This is a genomic window from Paenibacillus sp. FSL H7-0716 (assembly GCF_038002705.1).
Classification (GTDB): domain Bacteria; phylum Bacillota; class Bacilli; order Paenibacillales; family Paenibacillaceae; genus Paenibacillus_AQ; species Paenibacillus_AQ odorifer.
Genome location: NZ_JBBODA010000009.1, coordinates 92,793 through 118,349, shown reverse-complemented (window position 1 = coordinate 118,349; position 25,557 = coordinate 92,793). Strand labels below are relative to the sequence as shown.

17 protein-coding genes and 1 pseudogene are annotated in these 25,557 nt (G+C 39.1%); 6 read left to right on the top strand and 12 right to left on the bottom strand.

Going from position 1 to position 25,557, the window contains the following annotated elements:
- Positions 1-105: 105 nt before the first annotated feature.
- Entirely contained in the window at positions 106-1,071 is a 966-nt protein-coding gene (locus MHH60_RS14325) for a 2,3-diaminopropionate biosynthesis protein SbnB (protein WP_076133504.1), read from the bottom strand.
- Positions 1,072-1,095: 24 nt separating this feature from the next.
- Positions 1,096-3,300 (bottom strand): 2,3-diaminopropionate biosynthesis protein SbnA, encoded by a 2,205-nt coding sequence (sbnA, locus tag MHH60_RS14320; protein ID WP_341161139.1) that lies wholly within the window; start codon positions 3,298-3,300, stop codon positions 1,096-1,098.
- 165 nt (positions 3,301-3,465) lie between these two features.
- Between sbnA and MHH60_RS14315 the strand changes: the two genes are divergently transcribed.
- Positions 3,466-4,275: a YheC/YheD family protein gene (locus tag MHH60_RS14315; protein ID WP_076133505.1), complete on the top strand. Its 810-nt coding sequence runs from the start codon at positions 3,466-3,468 to the stop codon at positions 4,273-4,275.
- A 71-nt stretch (positions 4,276-4,346) separates the two neighbouring features.
- On the opposite strand, the gene MHH60_RS14310 is transcribed toward MHH60_RS14315, so the two are convergent.
- Both MHH60_RS14310 and MHH60_RS14305 read right to left on the bottom strand, forming a co-directional pair.
- On the bottom strand, positions 4,347-5,369 hold the full coding sequence (locus MHH60_RS14310) for an NADP-dependent oxidoreductase (protein ID WP_076133506.1): 1,023 nt from the start codon (positions 5,367-5,369) through the stop codon (positions 4,347-4,349).
- Between the two features lie 126 nt (positions 5,370-5,495).
- The gene (locus tag MHH60_RS14305; RefSeq protein WP_076133507.1) at positions 5,496-5,792 is read right to left on the bottom strand and encodes an ArsR/SmtB family transcription factor; all 297 of its coding nucleotides are present in this window, start codon (positions 5,790-5,792) and stop codon (positions 5,496-5,498) included.
- Between the two features lie 129 nt (positions 5,793-5,921).
- On the opposite strand from MHH60_RS14305, the gene MHH60_RS14300 reads away from it, so the two are divergent.
- A complete protein-coding gene (locus MHH60_RS14300) occupies positions 5,922-6,701 on the top strand; it encodes an AraC family transcriptional regulator (RefSeq protein ID WP_076133508.1) in 780 nt (259 codons plus the stop codon).
- A 47-nt stretch (positions 6,702-6,748) separates the two neighbouring features.
- Here the strand turns inward: MHH60_RS14300 and MHH60_RS14295 are convergent, their stop codons facing one another.
- On the bottom strand, positions 6,749-9,616 hold the full coding sequence (locus MHH60_RS14295; protein WP_256715052.1) for a glycosyl hydrolase 115 family protein: 2,868 nt from the start codon (positions 9,614-9,616) through the stop codon (positions 6,749-6,751).
- Positions 9,617-9,857: 241 nt separating this feature from the next.
- Here MHH60_RS14295 and MHH60_RS14290 point away from each other — a divergent pair, with 241 nt between their 5' ends.
- Positions 9,858-11,600: an SGNH/GDSL hydrolase family protein gene (locus tag MHH60_RS14290; RefSeq protein ID WP_076133510.1), complete on the top strand. Its 1,743-nt coding sequence runs from the start codon at positions 9,858-9,860 to the stop codon at positions 11,598-11,600.
- 53 nt (positions 11,601-11,653) lie between these two features.
- On the opposite strand, the gene MHH60_RS14285 is transcribed toward MHH60_RS14290, so the two are convergent.
- A complete protein-coding gene (locus MHH60_RS14285) occupies positions 11,654-13,018 on the bottom strand; it encodes an MATE family efflux transporter (protein WP_076133511.1) in 1,365 nt (454 codons plus the stop codon).
- Positions 13,019-13,171: 153 nt separating this feature from the next.
- Between MHH60_RS14285 and MHH60_RS14280 the strand changes: the two genes are divergently transcribed.
- The gene (locus tag MHH60_RS14280; RefSeq protein WP_076133512.1) at positions 13,172-14,050 is read left to right on the top strand and encodes a LysR family transcriptional regulator; all 879 of its coding nucleotides are present in this window, start codon (positions 13,172-13,174) and stop codon (positions 14,048-14,050) included.
- A gap of 93 nt (positions 14,051-14,143) precedes the next feature.
- On the opposite strand, the gene MHH60_RS14275 is transcribed toward MHH60_RS14280, so the two are convergent.
- Complete coding sequence (locus MHH60_RS14275) at positions 14,144-15,121, bottom strand: methylenetetrahydrofolate reductase (protein ID WP_256715053.1); 978 nt, start codon at positions 15,119-15,121, stop codon at positions 14,144-14,146.
- Between the two features lie 237 nt (positions 15,122-15,358).
- Between MHH60_RS14275 and MHH60_RS14270 the strand changes: the two genes are divergently transcribed.
- Positions 15,359-15,757, top strand: a complete 399-nt coding sequence (locus MHH60_RS14270) for a cytidine deaminase (RefSeq protein WP_038569934.1) — start codon at positions 15,359-15,361, stop codon at positions 15,755-15,757.
- Positions 15,758-16,087: 330 nt separating this feature from the next.
- On the opposite strand, the gene MHH60_RS14265 is transcribed toward MHH60_RS14270, so the two are convergent.
- The 3 genes from MHH60_RS14265 to MHH60_RS14255 all read right to left on the bottom strand — a co-directional run bounded on the left by MHH60_RS14265 (position 16,088) and on the right by MHH60_RS14255 (position 19,209).
- Complete coding sequence (locus MHH60_RS14265; protein WP_076100816.1) at positions 16,088-16,459, bottom strand: ASCH domain-containing protein; 372 nt, start codon at positions 16,457-16,459, stop codon at positions 16,088-16,090.
- Complete coding sequence (locus MHH60_RS14260; RefSeq protein WP_076133513.1) at positions 16,437-17,492, bottom strand: N-acetyltransferase; 1,056 nt, start codon at positions 17,490-17,492, stop codon at positions 16,437-16,439. Before MHH60_RS14260 ends, MHH60_RS14265 begins: the two co-directional genes overlap by 23 nt.
- Before the next feature lie 661 nt (positions 17,493-18,153).
- Positions 18,154-19,209, bottom strand: a complete 1,056-nt coding sequence (locus tag MHH60_RS14255; protein WP_076133514.1) for a hypothetical protein — start codon at positions 19,207-19,209, stop codon at positions 18,154-18,156.
- 1,926 nt (positions 19,210-21,135) lie between these two features.
- Between MHH60_RS14255 and ku the strand changes: the two genes are divergently transcribed.
- On the top strand, positions 21,136-21,966 hold the full coding sequence (ku, locus tag MHH60_RS14250; RefSeq protein ID WP_076133516.1) for a non-homologous end joining protein Ku: 831 nt from the start codon (positions 21,136-21,138) through the stop codon (positions 21,964-21,966).
- A gap of 2,214 nt (positions 21,967-24,180) precedes the next feature.
- Here the strand turns inward: ku and MHH60_RS14245 are convergent.
- Positions 24,181-24,249, bottom strand: a pseudogene (locus MHH60_RS14245) (RNA polymerase subunit sigma); the annotation flags it as partial.
- A gap of 190 nt (positions 24,250-24,439) precedes the next feature.
- Positions 24,440-25,408: a hypothetical protein gene (locus MHH60_RS14240; RefSeq protein ID WP_076133518.1), complete on the bottom strand. Its 969-nt coding sequence runs from the start codon at positions 25,406-25,408 to the stop codon at positions 24,440-24,442.
- Between the last annotated feature and the right edge of the window lie 149 nt (positions 25,409-25,557).

Sequence of the window (25,557 nt, the reverse complement as noted above, 5' to 3'; positions counted from 1 at the left end):
TAAAAAAAACTAGACAGCAATCCACTCTTAAAAGTGATGGATCATCAGTCTAGTTACATCAGAAAAACCTATAAAAAATACCATAGCGAACGTATGCCTACCACCTTACTGTAGCTCAGTCCCGATCCCTTTTTCTCTCGCCTTTTTCACGAAGTATACCGCTGTTGCGATATCAAAAACCGCCATCCCCATCGGACAAAAGAAAATCGGCTCATCTGCTCTGAGCTCATTCAGGCAATGGCGCGAGACAACATCGGTAATCATTCGGGTATCGGCACGAGTTAACCCATGTTTCAGATGAAGCTGCTGTATGTCAGTATTCTCGCGGCACACCTCATCCCAGTCGTCGACGATTATGGCCTTCACCGAAGCTAATGCCTCAGGCTTATAATCACGCAGTGAAATATTCAGTAGAAGACTACCTTCCGCCGGAAGCATATCGATATATCTATGATTGGATACGGTACAGGTGATAAAGATATTGGACTTTCGATAAACGTCCGCCCACGTCTCCTCCACTTCTATCCTATCCTTATATATAGATGAGATGTCTGACAAATCTACTTCCCTTATATCAAAGATGCGGATACGTTCAACTCGATCTCCGTACAATGCCATAACCATTTGAAAATGATATTGCCCGATTGGTCCCCAGCCGATAATGCCAAGATGAATCCGTTCAAGTGAACGAGCCTGCAAAAAGTGACCAATCATCAGTCCACTGATGGAAGCTGTCCTTACGATGCTGGGGAGCGGAGAACTTAGGACGGATATAGGCTCGCCCGTAATGGGATCATTCAAGACAATGATGCTATGCGCGCGGGGAAGACCAGCCTGGATATTATCCGGGAAGCTGGAAATCCATTTGATCCCTGCTGCATTCACGTTCCCCCCTACGTATGCGGGCATTGCAATAATACGATTTTGAGGATTCTTATACCTTAGATAAGGTTTTACGGGCTGTGCGTAATCTCCAGAATCAAGTATGCGCACCGTAGTTTCTATCGATTCCACGAGAGAAGGCCAATCAAGCCCCACCTCCCGGATGTCCCGATCGTTTAAATACAGCATTCCACAACCTCCTTTTTCCGTTCGTTAAGCAAGGACATCTCCGCCGTCAGCCGAAAATTCCTGCCCAAATTCATTCTGAATCCATGGGTCAGAGTATACTGTATCGAGGTAACGCTCCCCTTTGTCATGCAGAATTACCGCACAGACAGCTCCTGGAGCCAATTCTTGCTCCATAAGCCTAACAGCGGCAATGTTAGCCCCTGAGGATGCACCGGCCAGAATCGATTCATTCTGGGCAAGTGCTCGGCATTCTTTTACGATATCCAAGTCTGAGACATGCACGATACGGTCAATTAAATCCGTTCTGCAGAAAGGGGGTACGATGCCAGCACCCAGTCCCGGGAACCGCCGTTTCTCTTTGTTGCCACCAAAAATACTACTTCCCTCCGCATCGACGGCAACAATCTTAGTCTTCAGACCCTGATCTCTTACATATTCCGCGAGACCTCGAATCGTGCCGCATGTACTTACGCTGCAAAACAAATAATCCACTTCGCCAAGCTCAGTCACGATTTCTTTCATGGTCGTATGGTAGTGGGACAAATAGTTATTTACGTTGGCATATTGATTCGGCCAGTAGCTGCCCGGTATTTCCTCCAAGAGTCGCTGCACTCGATTCAGTCTAGCAGGCAGATATTCACCGGTCTCAGGATCGGGTTCGCTAACAAAGTCAATTTTTGCAGTTAATGCTTTCAGAATCTGCAGATTTGTTGTGGTAGTTCTTGGATCAACCACGCTAATAAATCGCAGCCCTAAATATTGGCAAATCATCGCCAAGCTAATCGCCATATTTCCCGAACTCGACTCAATAATAGTAGTTCCCGGCCCGATATTCCCTTCCTTCCATGCCTCATGGATCATCCGCAGAGCGGGACGGTCCTTCGCACTTCCTCCCGGGTTTAGCAGTTCCATTTTTGCGTAGACTTCAAACTCACTATTCTGGAACAGATTATTCAGCTTGATTAATGGCGTTTTTCCGATAGTCGACAAGATACCGCCTTGGATATTTATGTCCACCTTAGCTTTGTTCTTCTGATAATATAACTTCTTGTTCTTGACCTGCCCGCTGGCCAGTGACTCCCCTTTAGCTACTATAATGATCTCAATATCATCAAGCAGATGGTTGCGAATCATCATCCCGATTTCCGGAATACACTCCCTGATTTCCTCTTTGATTACCGGAATAATAGAGGGCTTCACAGATTTACTCTTGATATAAATAGAGAGCGCATTGTTTTTTACCTTGACCCGAATGATCGCATCTTCAATATGACGGTATACGACCTGCTCGATATCGTACAGGCTGATCTTCTCACCGTGCTTCAGTTCTTGACCCACTCTTTTTACAATAGACTCAAAGCTTTGTTGTTCAACCCCGTCTATCATCACAGGCCTAAAATCCCTTACAACGTCATAAGTAACAAAACGAAGAGCTGGCAGCATCTTGCGGACAGTTGAGGTAAGCACCAGAATACTTTCATTGTTCCGAAGTGGGCTTACTTCTTCGTCTAACTCCTGAACCCCGATTCCTTCCGCAAAAATTCCGTCGGCAAAAATGTACCTGCCATGATCATGGGAGTAATAAGCGATCGTACCGATTTCAATGGAGCCGTAAGTATCGATGATGTCTCTAGGCTCAATACCGAACAAGCCAGCCATGTTCCGCTGCCACTCAGGCGGAGCAATTTCCCCTACCAAAATAATCTTGCGAATTCCGAATTCACGCGGGTTTCCGGCAGCATATACGATATGGTCAAGGATGGACGGCATCGTATAGAGCAGATCAGGTTTAAAAGCTTTAAGCTGTTCAATATGCTGTTCGATTGGCAGTTCAAAGGGTATTGAACTTTTTTCTAATCCTAACCTTTCAAAAATGGTCAGCGCCGTATTTGCTGCATGTCCAGTGCCCATATCCGCCAACGCTCTCTTACATCCGCTTCCCGCAATAAGCTCGCCGAATAGCTTCGTTTTAATATCCACATAGTATTTGTCATCTTCCTCAGAGTAGAGGATTGCTTTCCTACGGCCTGAGCTTGTACCAGACGTCCTATAAACAGTCCAAGAAGGATCGATGGGTTGGTTATAATAGAAGGTTTCAAGTGTTTTCGAAGACATAAGAGGTAAGTTCTGCAAGTTATAATTCGTTTTCTCCCCATCGACCAGCCCCTTGTACCAAGGGTATTCGTCCATTACTTCTTGCACCTTATTCTGCAATTTACCGAGCAGCATCATAGCCGCCTCCCGTTGACCGCATGCTGCAGCCCAAGTTTAATAAATGCCTCCAATATTCATATGTAGAATTCTTTGCATGTGTTCTATTATTCTGTGGTTGCCCAAGCAAAAACTGCGTATTCCCGTAATATAGCCTATAGATATATAGAACGGAGGAACAAAATGAAGGAGCCAATACGGCGGATATCCAATAAGCTGACGAAAACAAGGGTACTGCTTAGAAAACAAGAGCTAAGGAAGTATATCCCGGTAACGAAAAAAATGAATAAAAACGTACTCTATGAGATGTTGCAAAAACATAGAATGGTGTACATTAAGCCCTGCTGTGGATCTTTGGGACAGGGTGTAATCCGGATTGAAAGATCACAAGAGCATTCCGCCAAAAAACGACCAGCCTACAGCTATCAATCCGGTACGCATAAACATACATTTTCTGATTACGAGATGGCTTATCGGGCAATCTTTAGCGAGACCCAAGGAAAATCCTATTTGGTGCAAAAGGGGATTTGGCTTTTGGTTTATGAAGGAAGGCCATTTGATATCCGGGTAATGGTGCAAAGAAATCTTAAGGGTGGGTGGGAAGCTACAGGCATTGCGGGTCGCGTTGCTCATCCTCGCAAAGTGGTTACGAATGGGAGCCAAGGGGGAACGATTTATCCGGTAGAGGCATTATTAGAATCCTACACAAACGTAGAGAATAGTAGCGCGTTGATCCGGTCCATGCAACAAATTGGAGTGAACTCCGCCAGACAGCTAAGCACAGCCTATCCCGGCCTGCAGGAAATCGGTGTGGATATTGCCTTGGATCGACGCCTTAAACCATGGATCTTGGAAGTAAATACGGCCCCCGATCCGTGCCCGTTTACCAAACTGAATGACACCAGCATGATTGTGCGAATTGTCAAATATGCGAAAGCCTATGGCCGCACATACAATCTTAAATGCATGAAGTCCAAACAGGGTATGGTCTGAACGGATTTGATTAGTGATAATACAAACAGCCCTGATATATAAAAGTCTCTACCAGGGCTGTTTGTGTTGTTTTAGAATTCGGAGTCGCTCACCTTAACAAGCATCTTCCCGAGGTTCGCACCTTGGAACAATTGCAGGAATGCTTCCACCACATTGTCGAATCCTTCAACAACTGTTTCTTCATATTTTAATTTACCTTCTGTTAGCCATTTTCCAAGCTCTTGAAGACCTTCTGACTGGCGGGCTGCGTAATCACTAAGAACAAATCCTTTGATAAGGGAGCGGGTTTTGATCAATCTGCTCTGAATACGTGGACCCATATCTCCATCTGTACTATTATAGGAAGAAATAGCACCACATAATGGGATACGTGCATAATCATTAAGCAAGCTCATCACAGCATCTGAAATCGACCCACCCACGTTGTCAAAATAAACATCAACACCATTTGGACATGCTTCTTCCAAAGCCTGGCCTAAATTTTCCGTTGTTTTATAATTAATGGTTGCATCAAAGCCAAGCTCTTTTTTCAAATAGTCGCATTTATCATCGCTACCTGCGATCCCAACGACACGAGCGCCTTTGATTTTGGCAATCTGTCCAACAAACATCCCCACTGAACCCGCTGCTCCAGACACTACGACAGTCTCTCCTTCTTTCGGCTGACCGATATCAAGTAAACCGAAATATGCAGTGAGCCCTGTCAAACCTAGAACACTTAAGTAAGCCGATACTGGTGCAATCGAATCATCGATTTTGGTTACTGCTTTAGCATCTACAGTATTATATAACTGCCAGCCCAGCATACCGATGACTTTATCTCCAGCTTTGAATAGCTCCGATTTGGATTCTACGATTTCTCCCACAAGTCCTCCAGCGATGACTTCATTAAGCTGATACGGAGGAACATACGATTTAGCATCATTCATTCTTCCCCGCATATAAGGATCCACTGATAAATACAACGTACGTACAACAACTTGTCCTTCTTTTGCTTCAACTACAGGAATATCTTTGAACTCGAAATTTTGCTGGGTTGGCATGCCTACAGGACGTGAAATTAACAGGACCTGTTTATTTTTCAACTGATTCATAGATCACTACTCCATTAATATTTATTTTTGCTGCTACCTATAACTATTAACCAAACCCTGTACATGATTATCAAATAGTTATAAAACTATCAAACTATTAAGAAAAATTATAGGTTTCCGGACAGATTATAAACTGTCCAAGAAACCCGGTAATAATTCGCAAAACGTATCCTCTCGAAGCTGGCTAATCTTATTCTGCCCCATACGTGTGACACTTACTAAATCAGCTTCATACAAAATCTTCAGATGGTAAGACACATTAGATTTGTCCATTCCCATAGATTCACCAATGGACCCACATGTATTGTTCTCCTTATGGAGATGAAGATAACGAATCATTTCAATTCGTTTCACTTCTGCTAATGCTTTAAAAATCTTCACTCGCTTTTCATCATCTTTTAAGGAATATTGTTCGATAGTCATAAAACTATTGTATTCTTCTGATTGCGCAAAGTCAATTTACAATCCCATTTCTTAATCGGTTTCATTTTTGTATAATATACCAATCGGCATTAGCGCGGCTCTATTTATTAGGAAGGAGGGGTGGTAGAAATGGACATTACCAAATATGAAAATCTTGTTCCCCGTGTTTTTTTGTTTGTTGATCGCCGATCCTTCCCGGATTGGGAGATTACGAGGAGTAAAATCGATTTCCATGATCTTACCTTCATCGTAGAAGGGAAGTCTGACTATTTTATTAATGGAGAGAAATTCACGGTTGAAGCCGGAGATATGCTCTATGCCCCTTCTGGCAGCATTCGGGAAGCTCAGACCTTTAAGGAGGCACCCATGCGTTCCTTTGCCTTCAATTTCTTCTGGGAGGGGGAGGACAATCATTTGCAGCTCCCTTTTGAGACTGTAACTAGGAATTGGAGAACTAAAGAGATTCTAGAGGATATTAAAGAATTCTCACATGTCTGGATGGGCAAACAACCTTTCTACAAAATGAAGGCCCGGGCCATCTTTCAACTGATAGTGTACCGCTTATTAAGTATCGCCCACCATCAAGAAACACCTCTGATAGATCTAAGAATCCAAAAAGTGATGACCTATATTATGGATCATTATTCGGAGGAAGTTACGATCAAGGAGCTGGCAGATTTGGTTGCCCTAAACCCCGTATATCTTGGTAAGCTGTTTAAGCAGAACACTGGCTCCACCTGTAAAGAATTTATAAACAAAGTGCGGGTGAACAATGCTGAGATGATTCTATCGGCAGGTGGTTTTAATGTGTCCGAAGTGGCAGCGCACTGTGGTTATCAAGATGTCGCCTACTTCAGCAACGTTTTCAAAAATATAAAGGGTTATCCTCCGTCATCTGCCCTGAAATAACGGAGGATGCGAAGAAACAACCCAGTTGTTCGCCCTTTTAATTCAACCTAACTAAGAATGAACGCCTTCCCGCTAGTATAAAAGCTCTCCTCCGGCCCTAAATAGGAATAAGGAAGCTGGGCAGCGGACAATACAAGCTTTTGCAGAACCAGACCCGCATCCAATCCGTAAAAGCGGAGGGTATGAAGACCCTTCGTTAAAGCATGGCTGGTGGTCACAGCATGAATATTGTCCATAACCGCGCGGCACCATGGTTCATTATCATGATTGCCGCCTTCAAAGTTCGTTGGTAAAGCATCCTTAATCACGGGTGCCTGATCATCGAAACCTATCGCATATTTCAACCCGCTAGTTTGTGACAGATTGTTTGTCGGCGCAATATACGCGGTTAAGCTATAATCGGAGTCCTGCTGCACTAGAATCCGATATTCCAGATAAGGTGCATCCTCCGGTTGTTCAAAAGATACAGCATCCGGAAACATTTTAACCGAGGATAAAGAACGTCCATAGCTGTCAATGGTCTTCCATACCACCCCTGATTTCGAAACACAAGTTATGGTATGCTCCGCTTCAATACACACGATATTATGGGTCTCGATGAATGTCATCGGTGGCACATCCGGAATGTCTATCCAATCCACAGCAGTCTTCACCTTAACTATATTTCCGGCACCGGAGATCGTAATTTCGCCCATCGATGCTTCTTTGACCTTCTCCCAATCTACGGAAACCTGAAGCGTCTCCCCTGCCTCAATCCAGCCGCGTATTTTCTCAAGCTTGATCCAATCCACGCTGCTCCGCACCTGATATTCAAAACCCGCTTCTCCACCGTTACTGATTGTGATGCGATAGTTTTCTTTTTGGAGATTTGTAAATACCGGAAGATTAGCTGTGCCGGAAACATACGCTTGTTCCGTTCCTTCCACATCGACAATCATTAAAGAACCTTTGGCGGGAGCCAGGGTGTTTACATCCGGATAGTTCCACCCTTCTGAATTCCAATGTATATACCCTACATGAGGGGAACTCATCATTCCCTGCCATTTTCCATTCGAAATTCCGCTATTATAAACCAGCTCCAGATACTTATCCCGTTCGATGGTTTCGTGGGTCAGAGCAGCGTAAGTATTTGCCAACATACTATTTCGTTTAGCGTATAGATGGTTCAGTCCAGCATAAATTTGCATTTTGACCACATTGGCCGAGGCAACAGCAGGGAAATATACGAGCTGGAAGTAAGCATCCTTTAGTTGTTCCGGGATTAGCTCATCGTATTTGCCGGCAGCCTTCTCGATCATCACCGCTTGCTCCAGAACTCTGTGCGCCTCATTGTAATGGATAGGACTGAAGGTGGACGGATAAATAATTTCAGGCTTGCGCCGACCGTTCATCCGGGTATAATCCCCTAACAATTGTGCGATTCCCAGACATGTCTCTTGTTCCAGCGCATATCCGAATTGCTGCTCTACCCAACGGTTGTTGTATTCCACAGTTCGATTGATTGCACCTGTCCCCCAAGCCTCAAAATCGTAGGCCAAATCCAGAAAGTAGGAAATGGGCAATTCCATAGGCTTCAAATCTCCGACGTTCACAATCCATACATCACGGATGCCATAGTCAAATGCCATACACATTTGCTCCCAGACTTTTTCAAGCGGGGTCGTATTTAACCATTCATAGGAATGCGGACCACCATGATAGTCAAAATGATAATACATCCCCCATCCTGCGCTGCGGTTACGTTCGTTTTTCGTCGGGATTTTGCGGAGATTGCCAAAGTTATCGTCAGCAAGCAGGATCGTAACGTCATTCAGAACATCCCAGTCCTTCAACCCTTCCACCCCGGCAGTGCCATACCAGTACTTCTCAACTTCCTTATAAACGGCCAAAATTTGCGGCGCATGTTCAAGATTGTATTTCTTCAATAGTTCTTTTTGCGTAAGTATAATGTCCTTCAGCAGATCAATATTCTCCTGGTCGGAGCCCTCCAGCGCAGAGTCACTTTCCCCCCGCATGCCTAGGGTAATCAAGTTATCAAAGTCCTGATTGCGCTTGATTCCGTCTTCCCAGAAATCTGTAATCGCCTGTTTATTACGGGCGAAATCCCATAGGTTACTTGTCCCGTATTGGTTGTATACCTTCTGCCATTCACTGCCTGCCCGGAATAAGGGTTCATGATGGGAGGTCCCCATAATAATTCCGTATTCTTGTGCATGCTTGGCGTTGGCAATCGGGCTGCTTTTACCATTCAGGCTGAATTCGGCGCTCCACATCGCCGGCCATAAATAATTCCCCTTCAAGCGAAGAATGAGTTCAAATACCTTGTCATAGAAATCTTCATTAAAGTCACCAAATCTTTGAGTTACCCAAGAACCTAAAGACGGCCAGTCGTCATTCAAAAAAATACCTCTATATTTAACCGAAGGCTCCTTGGAGATCACATGAAGCTGGTTATCAGGAATGGACAATGCCGGCTTCCTCTCCGGCACAATATCCGCCCAGTACACCCAAGGACTAACTCCAATCTTTTCGGAGATCGAATACAACCCGTAAATCGTCCCCCGTTTATCACTTCCTACAATGACGAGCGCCTTGTCCACTTCCGCTGTGGGTTGTTCAACCACCTGAATTTTATAACATTCTCTTTTACCTTGGATGGCCGATACATCAACGGTTCCCTCCGCGATTAAATCATCGATAAAATCATTGCTGCCTATCGTTCCAGCGATTATGACTGTTCCATCCAATTCGTTCAATTGTGTATATATCTCAGGCTCTACCTCTGTTACCTGTTTAACATCTGCTGCAAAAGACTGTGCCACCCGGCGTAATCCATCATAATCTTTCCCCTTGGGATCCACGTAAATCTTGGCAGCACTGCCCTGCTTCACAAGGTGAAATTCCTTCGTAGGCATGATAATTCTCCCCTTAAGCATCCAATTTTCGTATGACTAGGCACATTATATAAGTAAGCGATTTCAACTTCCATGTGTAAACTAGCAACTTTTTGTAATTATTAAACGAAACTTTGTTTATCGGTTGAACAATCAGGATATTTGGTGTTACTGTTAACAGGTATTCCTTCTAATAAAAATATGTTTTTTGCAAGCGCATCCATAACAAGAAAAGCTTATACAAAAAGCGAGGATGATCAATATGAAAAACAATAACGGGATCATTACAGGAGGCAAGATTGAAGGTCCAAAGGCGCCCAAGGATCCGGCTGAACGCAGGAACGGTTTTTTTGTGCTCTACGAAACCGCGATTGAGGCGACAGCCCGGTCCGAAGGTCCACCTTCACAGGAAGTTTATCTGGAAGGTAACTATCTAATCGACAAGGCCAGATATATTGGCGGCGTCACTGATGAGACAATCCTGGAGCTGCTAGGAAACTGCGTTGGATTTCGCAAATTGGTTCATAGTATTGGAGTGTCTGTGAGAAGGGATCCTGAGCAGAACGAGCCCATCTCTTTTCTATTGCAGAATTGGGGCAAAACCAGCAAATACGAAACAGGCAGCAGCATACGTGTGCCCTGTCCCCCCGACGGTTCAGAAGTCCTCTTGAAGTTAGAGGATTTGGAATGGTCTGAAGAGGATGCGGTGCTCGGCAAATTCGCTTTTGAATTTAAACATGAAGGCGAACTGGCCATTGCGAGTATAATTTTTTATTTGCATGACGGTTATTCTGTACCAGAGCTAGTCATTGAACCGCCCGTAGCGTTTGATTCTAATGAATACCGGGAGATCATTACCCAATCCTTGCTTCATCCGGGCAATAATAAAAGATTAAAAACTGCCATCCATAAGGCTATAAAAGGTGAGGATGTCACGATTGCTTATATTGGGGGTTCCATTACTCAGGGAGCAGGCGCTAAACCGATCCATACAGAATGTTATGCCTACCAATCGTATCTGAGATTTAAGGAATTATTCGGTACGAATGGTGGCGGGAACATCCATTTTGTGAAGGCTGGGGTAGGTGGAACACCATCCGAGCTTGGGGTCATCCGTTATGAAAGGGATATTCTCCGGGAAGGTTCTGTAACACCGGATATCGTGGTGGTGGAATTTGCGGTAAACGACGAAGGGGATGAAACGAAAGGCAACTGTTTTGAAAGCTTATGCCTAAAAATACTTTCCACCGATAATAGACCGGCAGTAGTTCTCCTGTTCAGCGTGTTTATGAATGACTGGAACCTGCAGGAACGGCTCTCCCCCATTGGCCGGGCTTATAATCTTCCTATGGTTAGTGTAAAGGATGCGGTATCCGGGCAGTTCCGCCTAAGCAAAAATGAGGGGAACATCCTCTCGAAACGGCAATTTTTCTATGATATCTATCATCCTACTAATGATGGTCACCGGGTGATGGCTGATTGTCTGGCTTATTTATTCTCCGAAACCCACAAAACGCTAATGGACGAAGATGATCTCCTATTGGATCAGCATCCGGTCATCGGGAATGATTTTGCGGGAACCCTCCTACTGGACCGTAAAAGCCATATTGACGCAGGCAGGATCGAGGTGGGCGGATTTTCGGGGATCGATACCGATTTGCAGCGGGTAGAAATGGATGCCAATCCTTTCGGAACTCCGGAATTTCCTCATAATTGGATGCATTCAGCGTCGTCTGATGAACACAGCTTCAAGCTGACGATAACAAGCAAAAATCTCATCCTCGTATACAAGGATTCTGGCAGCAGCGAATTCGGCAAGGCGAACATTTACGTCGATGGTTGTCTTGTAGTCACCGCTGATCCACATGAGAATAACTGGACACATTGCAATCCGGTAATTCTTTATCAAAATGAGGTTAGCTGGGAGCATCAGGTAGAAATCAGAATGGTGCCGGAAGATCAGGACAAGTCTTTTACTATACTGGGCTTCGGCTATAATGTTTAATGAGTTGACCTAGAGCGAGGATAACCCCGGTGTAATCTACATCTGGGTTATCCTTATTGTATCGCATGGAATTTTGTCCATTTTCCTCTAATGTACCGCACAATAAACAGCACCCCTTTGATCAACCAGTCACAATAGACAGCGATCCACGTTGCAAACATATCCATATGCAGCCCATATACCAATACATAAGCAAACATAATTCTACAACAAATCATAGTAATCATACTAACGATCATAGGGAATTTTGCGTCTCCAGCAGCTCGAAAAACCGTGGGCAGCGTATTTCCAAAAGGCCATATCAACATCATGACAATCGCATGACTCCAAACAATCTTTGTTGCCCAGAGTTCCGCTTCTGCTGAAAAATGATAGATGCCCAGTATGCTTGGAAATAAAACTAAAGTTACAATAGAACTGACTACCTGTGCCACATAGATAAAACCAATAATCCTTCTCGTATAATATCTAGCTTGAGCATACTCCTCAGCCCCCACACATCGGGAAATAACAACAGACAACCCTAAACCAATTGCCATTCCAGGTAATGCCTGCAAGGAGGCAATAGTACTTCCTACTGAATTTGCTGCTATTGCCGCCGTTCCAAATGTGGACACCAAACTCAATATTAGTAACCTTCCAATATAAAACATGCCATTTTCCAGCCCATAAGGCACACCAATTCTCATAATCCGTTTGATCATCTTAGTATCGAATGTGTGCCGCAAGGTCTTTTTCAGATAGAGGAGATTCTTAGAGTTAGAGATTAACACAAGAATACAAATAGCAGCGCCCGTTCTGGAAATTAAAGTTGGAATCGCGATGCCGGCTGTCCCCATGTCAAAACCATACACCAATAGCGCATTCCCTGCTATATTCACAAGGTTCACACCCAACATAATTTGCATAGGCAGCTTGGAGTTTCCCATCGTTCTGAATACGGCTGCACCTGCATTATATAGAGCCAAAAAAGGAACGGAAGCCCCAACAATTAATAAATAAGTATTGGCATGCCCATACACTTCTTCTGTAATCGTTCCAAAAAGCCCATTTAAAATAAAACCCTTCAGCAAATAAATCAATATCATAATCACTAGCCCAACTGCACCCGTAAACCATACTAATTGATTCGCTGCTTCTCTGGCCTGATGCGCTTGCTTTTTCCCAAGATATTGACCGACAATAACAGTTCCCCCAGTAGCCAATGCTGCAAATAAGCTAATCAACAGTAGCATGACCATTTCAATTAAAGATACACCCGATACTGCTGATTCTCCAACAGAAGCTACCATGATAGAATTCACCAACCCTACCAATGCTTCTAATAATTGTTCAATAATTAATGGCAGAAATAATTTCATTAGTTCTTTGTCTGAAAATAATCTTGGTTTCGTAATCGTACTTTCCAATTTACTCATAGGATTAGCTCCGTTTTGTATTGGTATTAAATCTATGGTAAATTCAAAAGCGATAAATATCTAATACCTATGCTGGATCGCGTACCATGCCTGAAGTGCATATTTGCGGCAAAGCTATTTTATCAGCGGTAATTTGGAAGGATGTTAAAAATAATGGATGTGCGTGTTCTCAGATATTTTATAACCGTGGCTAAGGTTGGTAATATAACAAAAGCAGCAGAAATCCTTCACATTACCCAGCCTACATTAAGTAGACAGCTTATGGATCTGGAAGAAGAATTGGGGGCCAACTTGTTTATTCGGGGAAAAAGACAGATTACATTAACAGACAGTGGACTTCTCTTTCAGCAGCGGGCAAAAGAAATTGTTGCGCTGTTGGATAAAACAGAACGGGATCTGGCAGAACAAAAAGAGCTAGTTGGCGGAGTAGTTTCGATAGGCTGTGTTGAGTCCTCTGTATCCAGGGCATTACCAAAGTTACTAGAAGAGTTCTCCAATCGGCATCCGAAAGTACAATATGAAATATATAGTGCGGATGGTGATGATATTCGAGAAAAGCTAGACCGGGGAAATATTGATATAGGTATATTATTGGAACCCATTGAAGCCGCCAAATATGACTACATTCGTTTGCCTTATCAGGAAAAGTGGGGAATTCTGATGCGGCGGGATGACCCTCTCGCTCAGAAAATCTCTATTGGGATTGAGGATATTCTTTCTTTACCACTAATTCTCCCCCGCCGTACCCTTGTACAAAATGAAATTGCGAGCTGGCTTGGAGTTGAGAATGACAGCCTATGCATCTTTGCTTCACATAATCTGCTAACAAATGCCATGCTGCTGGTAGAAAAAAAGCTTGGATATGCCATTTGTGTGAGTGGTTCATATACCATCCGAGAAAGCGAGCAAACTTGTTTTGTTCCATTTGAACCTGAACGTAGAACAGGTCACGTGTTAGCTTGGAAAAAGAATAATCTATTTAGTTCCGCAACAGCACGTTTTATTCAATTTATAAAAGATACCTATCATTAATCTCGCTTAAATCTAAACGTGGATCAGCAAGTGTATCTGTAAGACCTAGTTAAAAAAGCAGCTTCCGATGTGTACCGGAAGCTGCTTTTAGCCCTACATTACTGTTTGCGTTATGTTGGGTTCGTGACTCAACAGCTTTTTATCTAAAATGGCCTTCACATCTTTAACAAGCTGTACGGACGCTTCAATCTCTAATTTACTTGTTGAAACACTTTCAATACTGCAACCAATTGGAATCCCCTTCTCCAGCCCGAAATCTAGTAATTCTTCAAAGATTTTTTGCGATAGCTGGATTGATTTATCCAAAATATCATTCGAGTATTTTAACTCGTTTTCTAACCATCCCGGGATACTGATCCCTAACCACTTCATAAATTGTAATGTTTTCGCTGTGCCGCATGGTGCAAGATTAAATAAAATAGGAACCATCTCAAAACCGTTATTTGTATAGTAATAATATAAATCAGACAATAAATTCTTAGATGCCTCTACATTATAAGTTGCCTGAGTGATAAAAAAGTTGCACCCATTGTTGGTCTTTTCGACAACCCGTATATGCTCATCATTCTTTTTTATATGTCTTTCCGGAATGACAACCCCACCAAAAGTTAAATTACTATTTAACTTTTTGCTTAGCTCATAAGCATCTGGTAAATTCAATTTCACCTCTTGTTTACTTGATGAAGCGCCCACATATACTGAAAATCTATCTTCATTTTCGTCAGTTTTAACCCAATCCTCGAACTGGGCTCTTGTATCATTACCGACGCACCGGTAAATTATCTTTGGGACCTCCACCTGTCTTAGATATTTATCACCATAGACAGCCGGATCAATCGTTGGTAAATACGGATATGGTCTTTCATGATCCACTCTGTCTACTTCTTCCTGAACGTCGTACAGAATTAACGCATCTAAATCAAGGTTTTTAAGTCTTTCAACCTGTTTCCGGGCGATTTCCGAGATCTTTTCTGGTGCGTGGCTTGCTTTCGGTGGTGTCATCCCATATGTTAAAATACCCGGTTTTTTGCTCAATATTTTTTGTTTAAATGTATTCTCTGCCGCTCCCAAATTATAAAACCCCTCTACTCGTCGCTTTTAAGATAAGGTTACCATGGCAGGCTTAATATGTGTAACTTCTATTTGCTATATCTAGTTATATTTTAAAACTATGATTCCCTAATGATACTTATCGAGTAGTACATGTTGACAACCATTTGATGTGACTATAATATTAGAAGTCCTGCCAACCTTAGTTGGCGATAAGGGGACTGAAAGGTTCATTCTTATTTAAAAAGGGTGAGTATTATGAATAAAGAAGAATTAATGGAAAGCGCACGTAACACAAAGAAAGCCGCTTATGCCCCTTATTCTAAATTTCCAGTTGGAGCAGCCTTATTGCTTAAAGATGGAAATGTTATTAATGGAGTAAACGTAGAAAATGTGTCTTTTGGTGCTACTAATTGTGCAGAGAGAACAGCAATCTTCACAGCTATTACAAAAGGCTATACTAAAGGTGATTTTCAGGCTATAGCTGTAGCAGGTGACACAATGGATTTTCTGCCGCCATGCAGTATCTGCAGACAAGTATTATCGGAATTCTGTTTGCCGGACATGCCTGTCTATTTAACCAATGAGAAAAAAGAAATCTTAGAGCTGAGTTTAAGGGATTTATTGCCTTATGCATTCAAAAATTTAGAGATGTAAAAATAATTCCTCTCGTAGTGGAATAACAAAAACACGCGTACCTGTGTTAGACAAGTACGCGTGTTTTTTGTGTTAAAAAGCTTAGCTAGACACGAGTTCACAGACCAGACACACAGCGTAAATACGTTGTTACTTACCAATCGCAATTCCAACCTTTACCACTATTATCGATCTCTATATTCGTTACTGTTCTTGCAGGGTAGAATAAATTCCACTGGACAGATTCGTTAGTTGTCGTTGGGTTTATGTAGCTTGGGCGAATTTGCCTCAAATAATTCTACATTCTGTAAAAATATTCATTGATCCACCCTTACTAAAAAACTATAAATACTAAGATATATAACAGAATGACTGAGGGGCATGGAAGGATTTAAACTCAAGCTTAGGGTCTATTGACTTTTCATATCTTACTGGCTCAGTTATTTTTATTGCATATCCTTCTTGTCTATTTGCAAAGTATTCTTTAAAGAATAAATCACTGACGCCGCCATACTCTTTTGTTTTACTCCAAATTATCTCAGGACTATCAAATAGGATCGTATCAATTTTAAACTCTCCTACTATTCGCCCCTCAGGCATTGTTGAATATACGACAATGGTATCAACATTCTTTTTAAAAATGACTTTGCGATATTCGTATTTTTTTTCTCCACTAAATATTTTTTCTACATATTCAGGTTTAATCGATAACAAGACTTTCATAAACATCACCTAATGTTAGTATTTTTTCAAATTCCTGATCCGAAAGAGATATACAACCCCAATAATCTTTCTCATTTAACCCAACTTCTTCAACCAATTTTTTTCTAGTTAACCTTTTTCTAAAGGCAATATTATATGTCATTTTGATTATGTAGACGCGCCCTTTTTTATACCAGTATTCTAACAATTCAGAATCATTAAATACGGAGTAACTTTTACAATATTTCATATACAATTCTAGACTTGAAAACTCACGAGGGCTTCTAACTTCTTCAATTACGCAAATAGAAGTTGCAACAGATGTATACCAAGCAGATGTATTTTCTGTTTTGGTTCTGTAAATTACCAACAAATCCCCCTTTTTAACAGAAGCTAATCCAGGCATCGAGGAGAGATACACTTTATGTATGCTATTTGTATGGGAAACGTCCGATATGATATCAAAGCTCTCATTTTTCAAAATAGAATCCGGAAACAACTTAGTATGATATTTCGGTTTTATCGCCAACAAATGTTTAGCTTTATTTCTTGATATGACCAGTGGATAATCTTGTAGGGTATTATTAACTGTGTTTTTCAAATTTTTTGTTAATACTAATTCTTCACCTGCAGAAGATATTTTTTTCCCACTCACTTTAAATCCATATTTTTTAAAAGTTTCTACTAATTTTTGATGCTTTTCAAAAACAGTAACATAAATATTTAAGGTGTCCTTAACAATGGCATAATCGAGAATTTTTTTTATAAACCGCTCTCCGAGTCTTGTGCCATGAGGATTAACTTTCATAGTTCCGACCTTTAACCAGAGTCCGCCATCGAGTATGGGCTGAACATCATTAATTGGACCTATTTCAGTCTTCATATATAGGAAGGCTTCCAGCGTATCTGATTCATTATAAAATACTTGGGCTATTTCATCCCCCTTTTTCTTAAACCATTGTTCAAATTCAGGATAATCCTCCTTTAGCGTTTCAAAGAAAGGATCGTTTAGGTTAATCTGATAAAATTTTTTAGGTTCAATAATTCCATTCATAACAACGCCTCCATGCATGGTAATATAGTCCAATAATACCAGATGATACATGCCGATTGTTGTCTTTTTTTTGTTGTCATAGACTAATGTCCCAAACAAACAATACATTGAAACAAATCATACTCTAAAAATTTCTAACTAATTATTTAATTTTAGTATATCACTACTTACGCAAAACAAGAACTAACGTTCTGTATATAAGGTGCTTATTTTACAAGTAATTGAGAATTGTTAAACAGCATTGCAATAAACCCAAACCTTCAAGTTTGGGTTTTATTGTAGTATGCATTTAAAATGACAATATGGTGCATAGTTGTTAATCTTCCAATTAATTTTGGTGAAAATATTCAGTTTTTTCAGCAGTCTCATCTCAATCTTCGTCCCATAAATTCATTGTCATTAATTGATTTTGGATCCAGTAATAAGCTACCATCCGAATAAATAAGAGTACCTTCTCTTCCTACTCTAATAAGCAAACGGTATGGGGAGATTAAGAATGTCTCAAGAATTGATTATTTTCAAAAAACTTATTTATTTTTAGGGAATAGATTTATTAAAACTTACGTACTCGAAACAGAATAACCTAATTGAGGTATACTGAACCCCAATAATAACATTGAGGTTTTTGAGTGTCTACTTGAAGGGATATTACCAGAAGAGTTTATTTTCTTCGAGCTTTCTTTTTTGACATTTCAATCTGTTTAGATAGATCTTTATTGATTTGATCAAATATTTGACGGTGTATCCATTCATCATCATCAATATCTATGTGTGAAGCATGCAAGGAAACAGGGTTCTTTCCTAAACAGGGGACAGTCCTTACTGTCCCATTCCAAGTCTTTAGGAATACCTCGTTGATGTTCTGTGCTCCTGGAACATTCTGATACCCACATGCTACTCCATCTCTAGCAGGAGAACATTTAATTCTTCCAATACCAGTACAAGGTTCACCAGCAGTAATACCAAATTTTTGGTACCAATTTTTAATTATTTTTCCTCTTGGTGTATCACTTGATGTCATTGTATTGGTTGAACCATACACTGGATCAATAAGTGCCACAAAATTTGGAGGCGAAGTAACTCTTGATAACATAGAAGCTGCCCACCCTCCATAAGAGTGGCCAATAATAGCAAGATAGCTTGGTGTGATATTTCTAGTTCTTAATTTGATAGCTTTTAATATATCACTAATAAGAGGTGTGCCTAAAGGATTGGAATCATTATTTTTATTCCAACTAATATGAAAAATGTTATTTGGGTTTATACCTTTATGAGTTGATGTAAGTTTAGAACGCAAAGTATCTCGTAGTTTCGTCATACCGTTAGGACCAGTAACACCCCCTCCACGACCACTAATACAAACTATAACCCCCCCCCCTGGATAGGGCAAGGTACCGTCTCTGCATCCAACGAGTCCTCCGATTTCTGTGAATGGGACTGTAACATATTCTTTGCGACCTTTCCTCCATCCAGGTTCTTCCCATACTCTTAACCCAATAATGGAGGTACTCGTTACCTGATCAACTTTAATGAAATATATATTATTATTACTAGCCTCTGTAAATCCCAGCCAATTAGTTTTGCAGAGCTCTAAAAGTCCTAATATATTCTCACGATCAAATGCTTGACGAAATACTCTTTTAGGAGCAACTCTTGGATGAACTAACGGCTTACTTAGCCTTCTGGATATTTTGCGTTTTGCAATTTTTCTTTTCATTAGATCCTCCTACAACTCGAATGCATTATAATATGAAACATTCAAATGGGGGGAGCTAGGTAAATGCGGATAAACAGAACTTGATTAGTTCTTCTAATACCTTTATGATTTTTCGTTAGTTTGTTACATTCGGTTTTCAGCACCCTATACATGTAACGGTTCGCCTCAAGTAAAACCATTTAGCTTATCACCATATATCCTTAAGAATTGGTTGCAATTCGGACAAATATCAACCAGCAAACAATCATAAAATGGACAAGTAGTTACAAGAGATAGATTCCATATTTTTTTATGATATCCGTTTTCGTTCAAGCACTTCAGACATATTTTTATTTTTGTTGTGTGGATTGCGTACCTGTATTGGAGGGATCTTCTTTAAACAGTTGTATCAAAGATTGGGGATATACAATTAAAAATATTTGGACATCAACATTCGTAAGTTCAGCTAAATTTTCTAATTGCTTCACATCAAGCTTATACAGTGAATACATTAAACTTTTACCATACAAAGAAGCTTTTTTAAAAAAAGATAATCATCGATTCATATTTTTCCTTTCAAATAATCAAGTAATGTACCCAGATAAACTCTCGTCTAAAAATGGCTTCGGTCGAATGAGTAACCTTAACTTACGACACCCCGCTTCCCAATAGAGCTTTATTCGCTTATTTAAAACAAAGGAGGTTGATAACAAACATGTCATCCCCTCCAATGAGTTAATATGCAGTTTGATGTATGTTTCTCATTATCTCATTTAAAATGAAAAATCACATTTTTGTCCGTTGTAATTAGTTTTGTCACTAAATCAAAGGCCGTAAGGGGCTAATCGTAAGATCAAAATGTCAGTAACAATAATTAGATTTGTCACTAAACATATTTATTGTAATAGAAAATGTCACTTTAACAGAAAAGTAAACATAAAAAAAGTCGATCATTATTTGATCGGCTCTTTTATGCCTTCTCACTATTTAAACTGCATAATGGATTTTACCATTACGTCTGCTGATTACACCGTTTAGTTCAGAAATATCTGTACCTGCTAAAATAAACTTCACCCCAGTTTCTTTCGAAAGATATTTGAATAGTTCAAAAGGAACACTATTTGTTTGCCCTCTTTAAGTTTCTGAATATCGTCGAAAATTAGGTGAGTAATTTTTTTCTCATGAAGCAAATTCTTGATAAGCATTTTTTGTTTAGCTGACTGATAAGTACGTACAGAAGGAAATTCAAGGTCCTTTAGAAATGATAGAATAAATTTAGAGGAACTTAGATTACTCAATGGAAAATTCATAAAATATGCTGATTTTACTTCATAAGCGTATCTTCTTAAAACTGTTGTTTATCCTTTGCTATCTGGGGCTATAATAAAGTAAAAGATCTTGTCATTGTGATTAATAAACTCTTATATTCCTGTTTGAACTGTTTTCATAATTTAAATAATCCACATTCCATCATAATCCAGATAAATATTCACTTCACTATCAGTATTGTCATAATAAAAGTATTTAAACATGTAGCTTTATGAATATTTTTAATGATTGCACTTAATTATAGTATCGGAAACTTAAAACCTATTAATTCTAAATGTCCGTAAACTTTCTCTGAATCATCAATATTCATTATCTTCCCAAAGAACTTCTTCTTGCAAAACTCTTCCCGCTTCCCCTTCTCTTTAAAATTTATAGATTATAAACATATCTCGTTATTATTTTCCCCTTGTGAATTTATATAACCTGCTTATAGAAGCATATATCTAAAGCCTTACATTTTCATTTTCACCTTAAATCACTAGTCTTTTTTCCTGTATATTTTTAATCATAATTAATTGAATAAAAACGTGCCAAAATATCAGAAAGATAATTTACGAATAGTTTAATCAAACTTATATATGGGAATAATTCCCTAATATATAATAGGAGGGATATTCCATGCATACAATCTGGAAAGGTGCTGTTAGCTTTGGATTAGTTCATGTACCCGTTAAACTATATGCGGCCACTGAAGAAAAAGATATTGCGCTTCAAATGATTCATCGAAATTGCCATGGTTCAATTAAAAACCAGCGGTATTGTAACACTTGTGACTCGGCGGTTAAGCAAGAGGAGATTATCAAAGGATATCCTGTTGATAACAATCAATATGTTACGTTTGAAAAAGAAGAATTGGATAGGATCCAAGAAGAATCGAGTAAAAAAATTAGCATCATTGATTTTATTAAGGAAGATCAGATAGATCTAATGTTTACTCAGAAAGCATATTTTTTAGGTCCTGATACACATGGAGGTAACGCCTACTATTTGTTTTTGAGAGCTTTAGAGACGTCTAAAAGGCTAGCTATTGGTAAACTCACTCTTCGGTCAAATACCAAATTGTGTATAATGAAACCCCTTAACGGAAATTGTATTCAATTAGCCACAATGCATTATGTTAATGAGATTAGAACGACAACCAATGTTCCCAACCTCATCTCAGATAATAGTCCAGTAGATCAAAATCAACTAAAGTTAGCTTTGCAAATAATTAAAGGAATGTCAGGAAAATCAGATTTAGGATCACTCACCAATCCGGAGCAAGATAGACTACAAGCAGCGATTCAGTCTAAAATTGTCGGACAGCATATTGTTTCTAATCCAATTCAAGAATCTGAAGTTGTGGTTGATTTATTAGAGGCGCTGCAGAAGAGCGTTAAGTTGAATAAGAGTATTAAGGTCAAGATGAGTGAAGCACCTCAGAGTAAAAGTAAAGAGCAGTTGGGTTAATACAAATGGACTGTAGAAATCTTTTTGGGTGTGGCTGTGAATGTAATCTAAAGTTGTCAAAGTTCCATATTAGCCATTGGTGTAAAAGGTCAGTCTCGTCAGATAACTATTGCTGAATGTGATAGGCATGTAGGATTCACCACTATGCATTTGCATTATACCCTGGCTCTATTGGATAAACTCCTACGGAGGAATTACACGTTTCGTTGAGGCATTTAGTAACAATCATTTGCCTCAACGTAACATGCAGTTAATGCTTATGCATTTGAAGTGTCTGATTTCTATGTAATGAAAGATTATGATAAGTATCATAACTTCGTTGTGGTTGATTGTAGAGTAGTAGGAACCACTCAACTTCAAGATAATTTTATCAACGCTAATATAACTTATTTTTTAAACATTTCTAAATAAAAGTTAATTATGTTAGATTCAATCTTCGGTAGAATCTGATCCTTGTAAAGTTATCACTACCTATAAGGTAAGCAATTCTTGCTTAAGTAAAAAATCGAATCGCGTTTAGGCGATTCGATTTTTTATTAACCAAAACGTTTAAGATACTCTCTATTTCTATCATTCTAATTGATCTCTGATAGTTTTCATCTCAATCCGTTGTAGCTGATGATCTGCAGCCATTACGATACCGTGAAGCGCACTATCGTAATTTGGATAAAATACTCTTAACCATAGTAGACTATGATCTTCGGTAGACTTATTTATGGTATCTTTTATCAATTCTAATTGGGTCGTAGTAAGTTGAGTTTTTTGCGTACCACAATACTTTTTTTACTTAGTAAATTCCCCTCTAATTTTTTTATAATCTATTATCTTCCTGATAATTGAATACTAAGTTCGGCAAAACATAACTATTAGAATGATTATGCAGAGGATCATAGATAAATTATGGAAACCCGAAAAGAACATTCATTCTCATTATATATACGAACATTTTTTAGCAATAATAACCTAGCAAGCATCAATCTATATCTTTCTCAGAGGCGAAGTTCTTACTTTAAGTATAGGGAATATATCTCAAGAACGTTATCCAATCCATCTAACAATTCTTTAACTTTTGGATCTGAGTAAGTATAAGTTTTAGGAGGTTTAGAAGTGACAGAGGTTATGAGATAGTCATCTGGCAGATCAAATATTTCATTGATCTTTTCAATTTGCTTATTGTATTGCATAGAGCTCAGATTTTCACATTTAATGATCTCATCAATGGTAGATCGGGAGATGTTTAATAATTTTGACAATGATAATTTCGAATAACCTTTCAGCCGAAGAAATGTTACCAAATTTATAGCTATTGTTTTACGGTAATCAAAAAAATTCAAGCTCATGTTATTACACCTCAATATTATAATTATCTTTATGTAACCTCTAAAAATACAATTGATAGATCTATAATTCAAAAAATTCCATGGTTCTGATGAAATAATCCCATAACAAGTCTTCTTAATGCAAACATTTATCAATTATTCCTACAATTAATTTCACCTTACAGTACGACGATACCGGATCTGTAATTAATCAATACTTTAGCAGTAGACAAATTATTATGATCTAATTATTTACGCAAAAGTTATTATTGTACACTTATCTCAGCCTCGAAAAATATTTTCTATAAAATATATTTTAATCATTCTGCTGCTAAGTTAAGATGCACTGTAAGGGTAGTTCCTCCATGACTTTCCACTCCCTCACAATCATCAAACGTGTCGATGGGGCTTCACCCAGATTATCTTTTGAAAAACAGCTTGTTCCATCGAACTCATGTTTCCCATATTTTCTCAGAAGCCGGTATTCAGTATAAGTCATACTCGTTATTTTACTTACATGTGAATCTTGCAGATTCCTTCCTCCAACCAGAAGCGAGTATGCCCGGCTAAAAAGTTAGAGTGAGCCGGATCTCAGTTCCCTCACCAAGGTTTACTTTGTATGCCTATACAAACTGTTCTCCATAAATATGGACCTTGGTACTTATTCATTATTTCCATATACATGTAACAATTGCATATGGAAATCATATATTTCCTTATATGCCATAATAACACCCCTCAACAGCTATAAAGTTGATTTCCTAAGTATGCTTTTTTATATTCTTTTAGCACCAACTACTCGACCGAACAAAAAAAGCAACTTCCCTGTTGGCATGTTGCTTTTTAATTGCTCTATTGTAAATCTCTAATAATAATCTAAATTATCCTCTAGATCTTACCGCTTCGCCTTATAAAACTCATGATACAGCTTCATGAGCGCCCTTTTTTCTATTCTCGAAACATAACGGTCCTGCATTAAATCAGAGCATTTAATACTATCAAGATTCAAATGCTTTTGTGTGTTTTATTATCAATTTTTTTTGATAATATCGTTCATTCTGCAGAGTCATATTCAGTATCTTATCTTCATTTCAAATTTTTCATAAATAGCTTTTAATTTTAATAGAATGTTCTTCCTTGCTTTATAAATTTCTTCAATTAAACTCTCTAATTATTTGAATGGTTTTAGCTTGTTTGAAATAAATTGACCCATCAGTATTTTCATTTACACCCGCTGGTTCAAATAAACAAGTGAGCGTTTGAGTAAAGCAACTATCCTCTCGAACATTAAATATCTTCGAACAAGTTATCCTAGTTTCATATTCAGACTCTCCCTTAATCCATCTCAGTCCGTTAGAACCTTGCCATTCTGGTACTGTATTGATGTCAGGTTTTTTAGGCAAGTAGAATTGAACTACTGTAAAGCCATAATAATAGCTAATTAAATAAGGAAACTCACTATCAGTATCTTCATGCTCCCATATTTCCAGTTGTACAACTGGAATACCTGTACCTTGCTCGCTAATAGCCTGTATAATTTCTAGGTTTAAACTAGAAAGGGCTAATTTATTAATTAACCAACTTGGAATGTACGTAAGTTTTGAAAATTGGTCAATTAAAAATGGCCATCCCATATGAGTCAGTGCCTTACAAATCCCAACTAGTCTTATAACTCGATTTGTAATTGTTAGGGCACCTAAACTTAAATCGTTAGAAATATTTAGCTTTATATGATTCTCTGATTGATCAATACCTACATATACTCGATTAAGTCCTTTATCTGATACAATATAAGAAGGACTCTCAGAAGATTTTTTAAACTTTGGATTACCCTTTTTTTTATCACCTAAAGCTAAGATTCTATCCAATTCCAACAACCTTACTAGATCACCCTCATGCACACTTATAATCTCATTGCATACTTTACACTCCATGTTTTTAGTAAAATAAGTGTTATTGCCTAACCCTTCAGGCAACAAATGCTCTTCAGGAAAATCATTGTCTCTTGAACCACAAAAAATACACTGTTTATTGAATCTTTGAATTACTAGTTTTTGGTCATTATGGGTTGCTCTATCTTCCGCAATTCTGTGTTGAATTATATCTACTAGATGATATGACAACGCAATCGCCACTTCGATTATTTAATACGTCGCAATAATGTTATTTATAAAAAGGCAAGATTAATAAGTATCTCTCTAAGCCCTCTGTTCAAATAATTAGGATTAGATAAAGCCCATCATAGTTCAAATCATCAATATTATATCTCTAA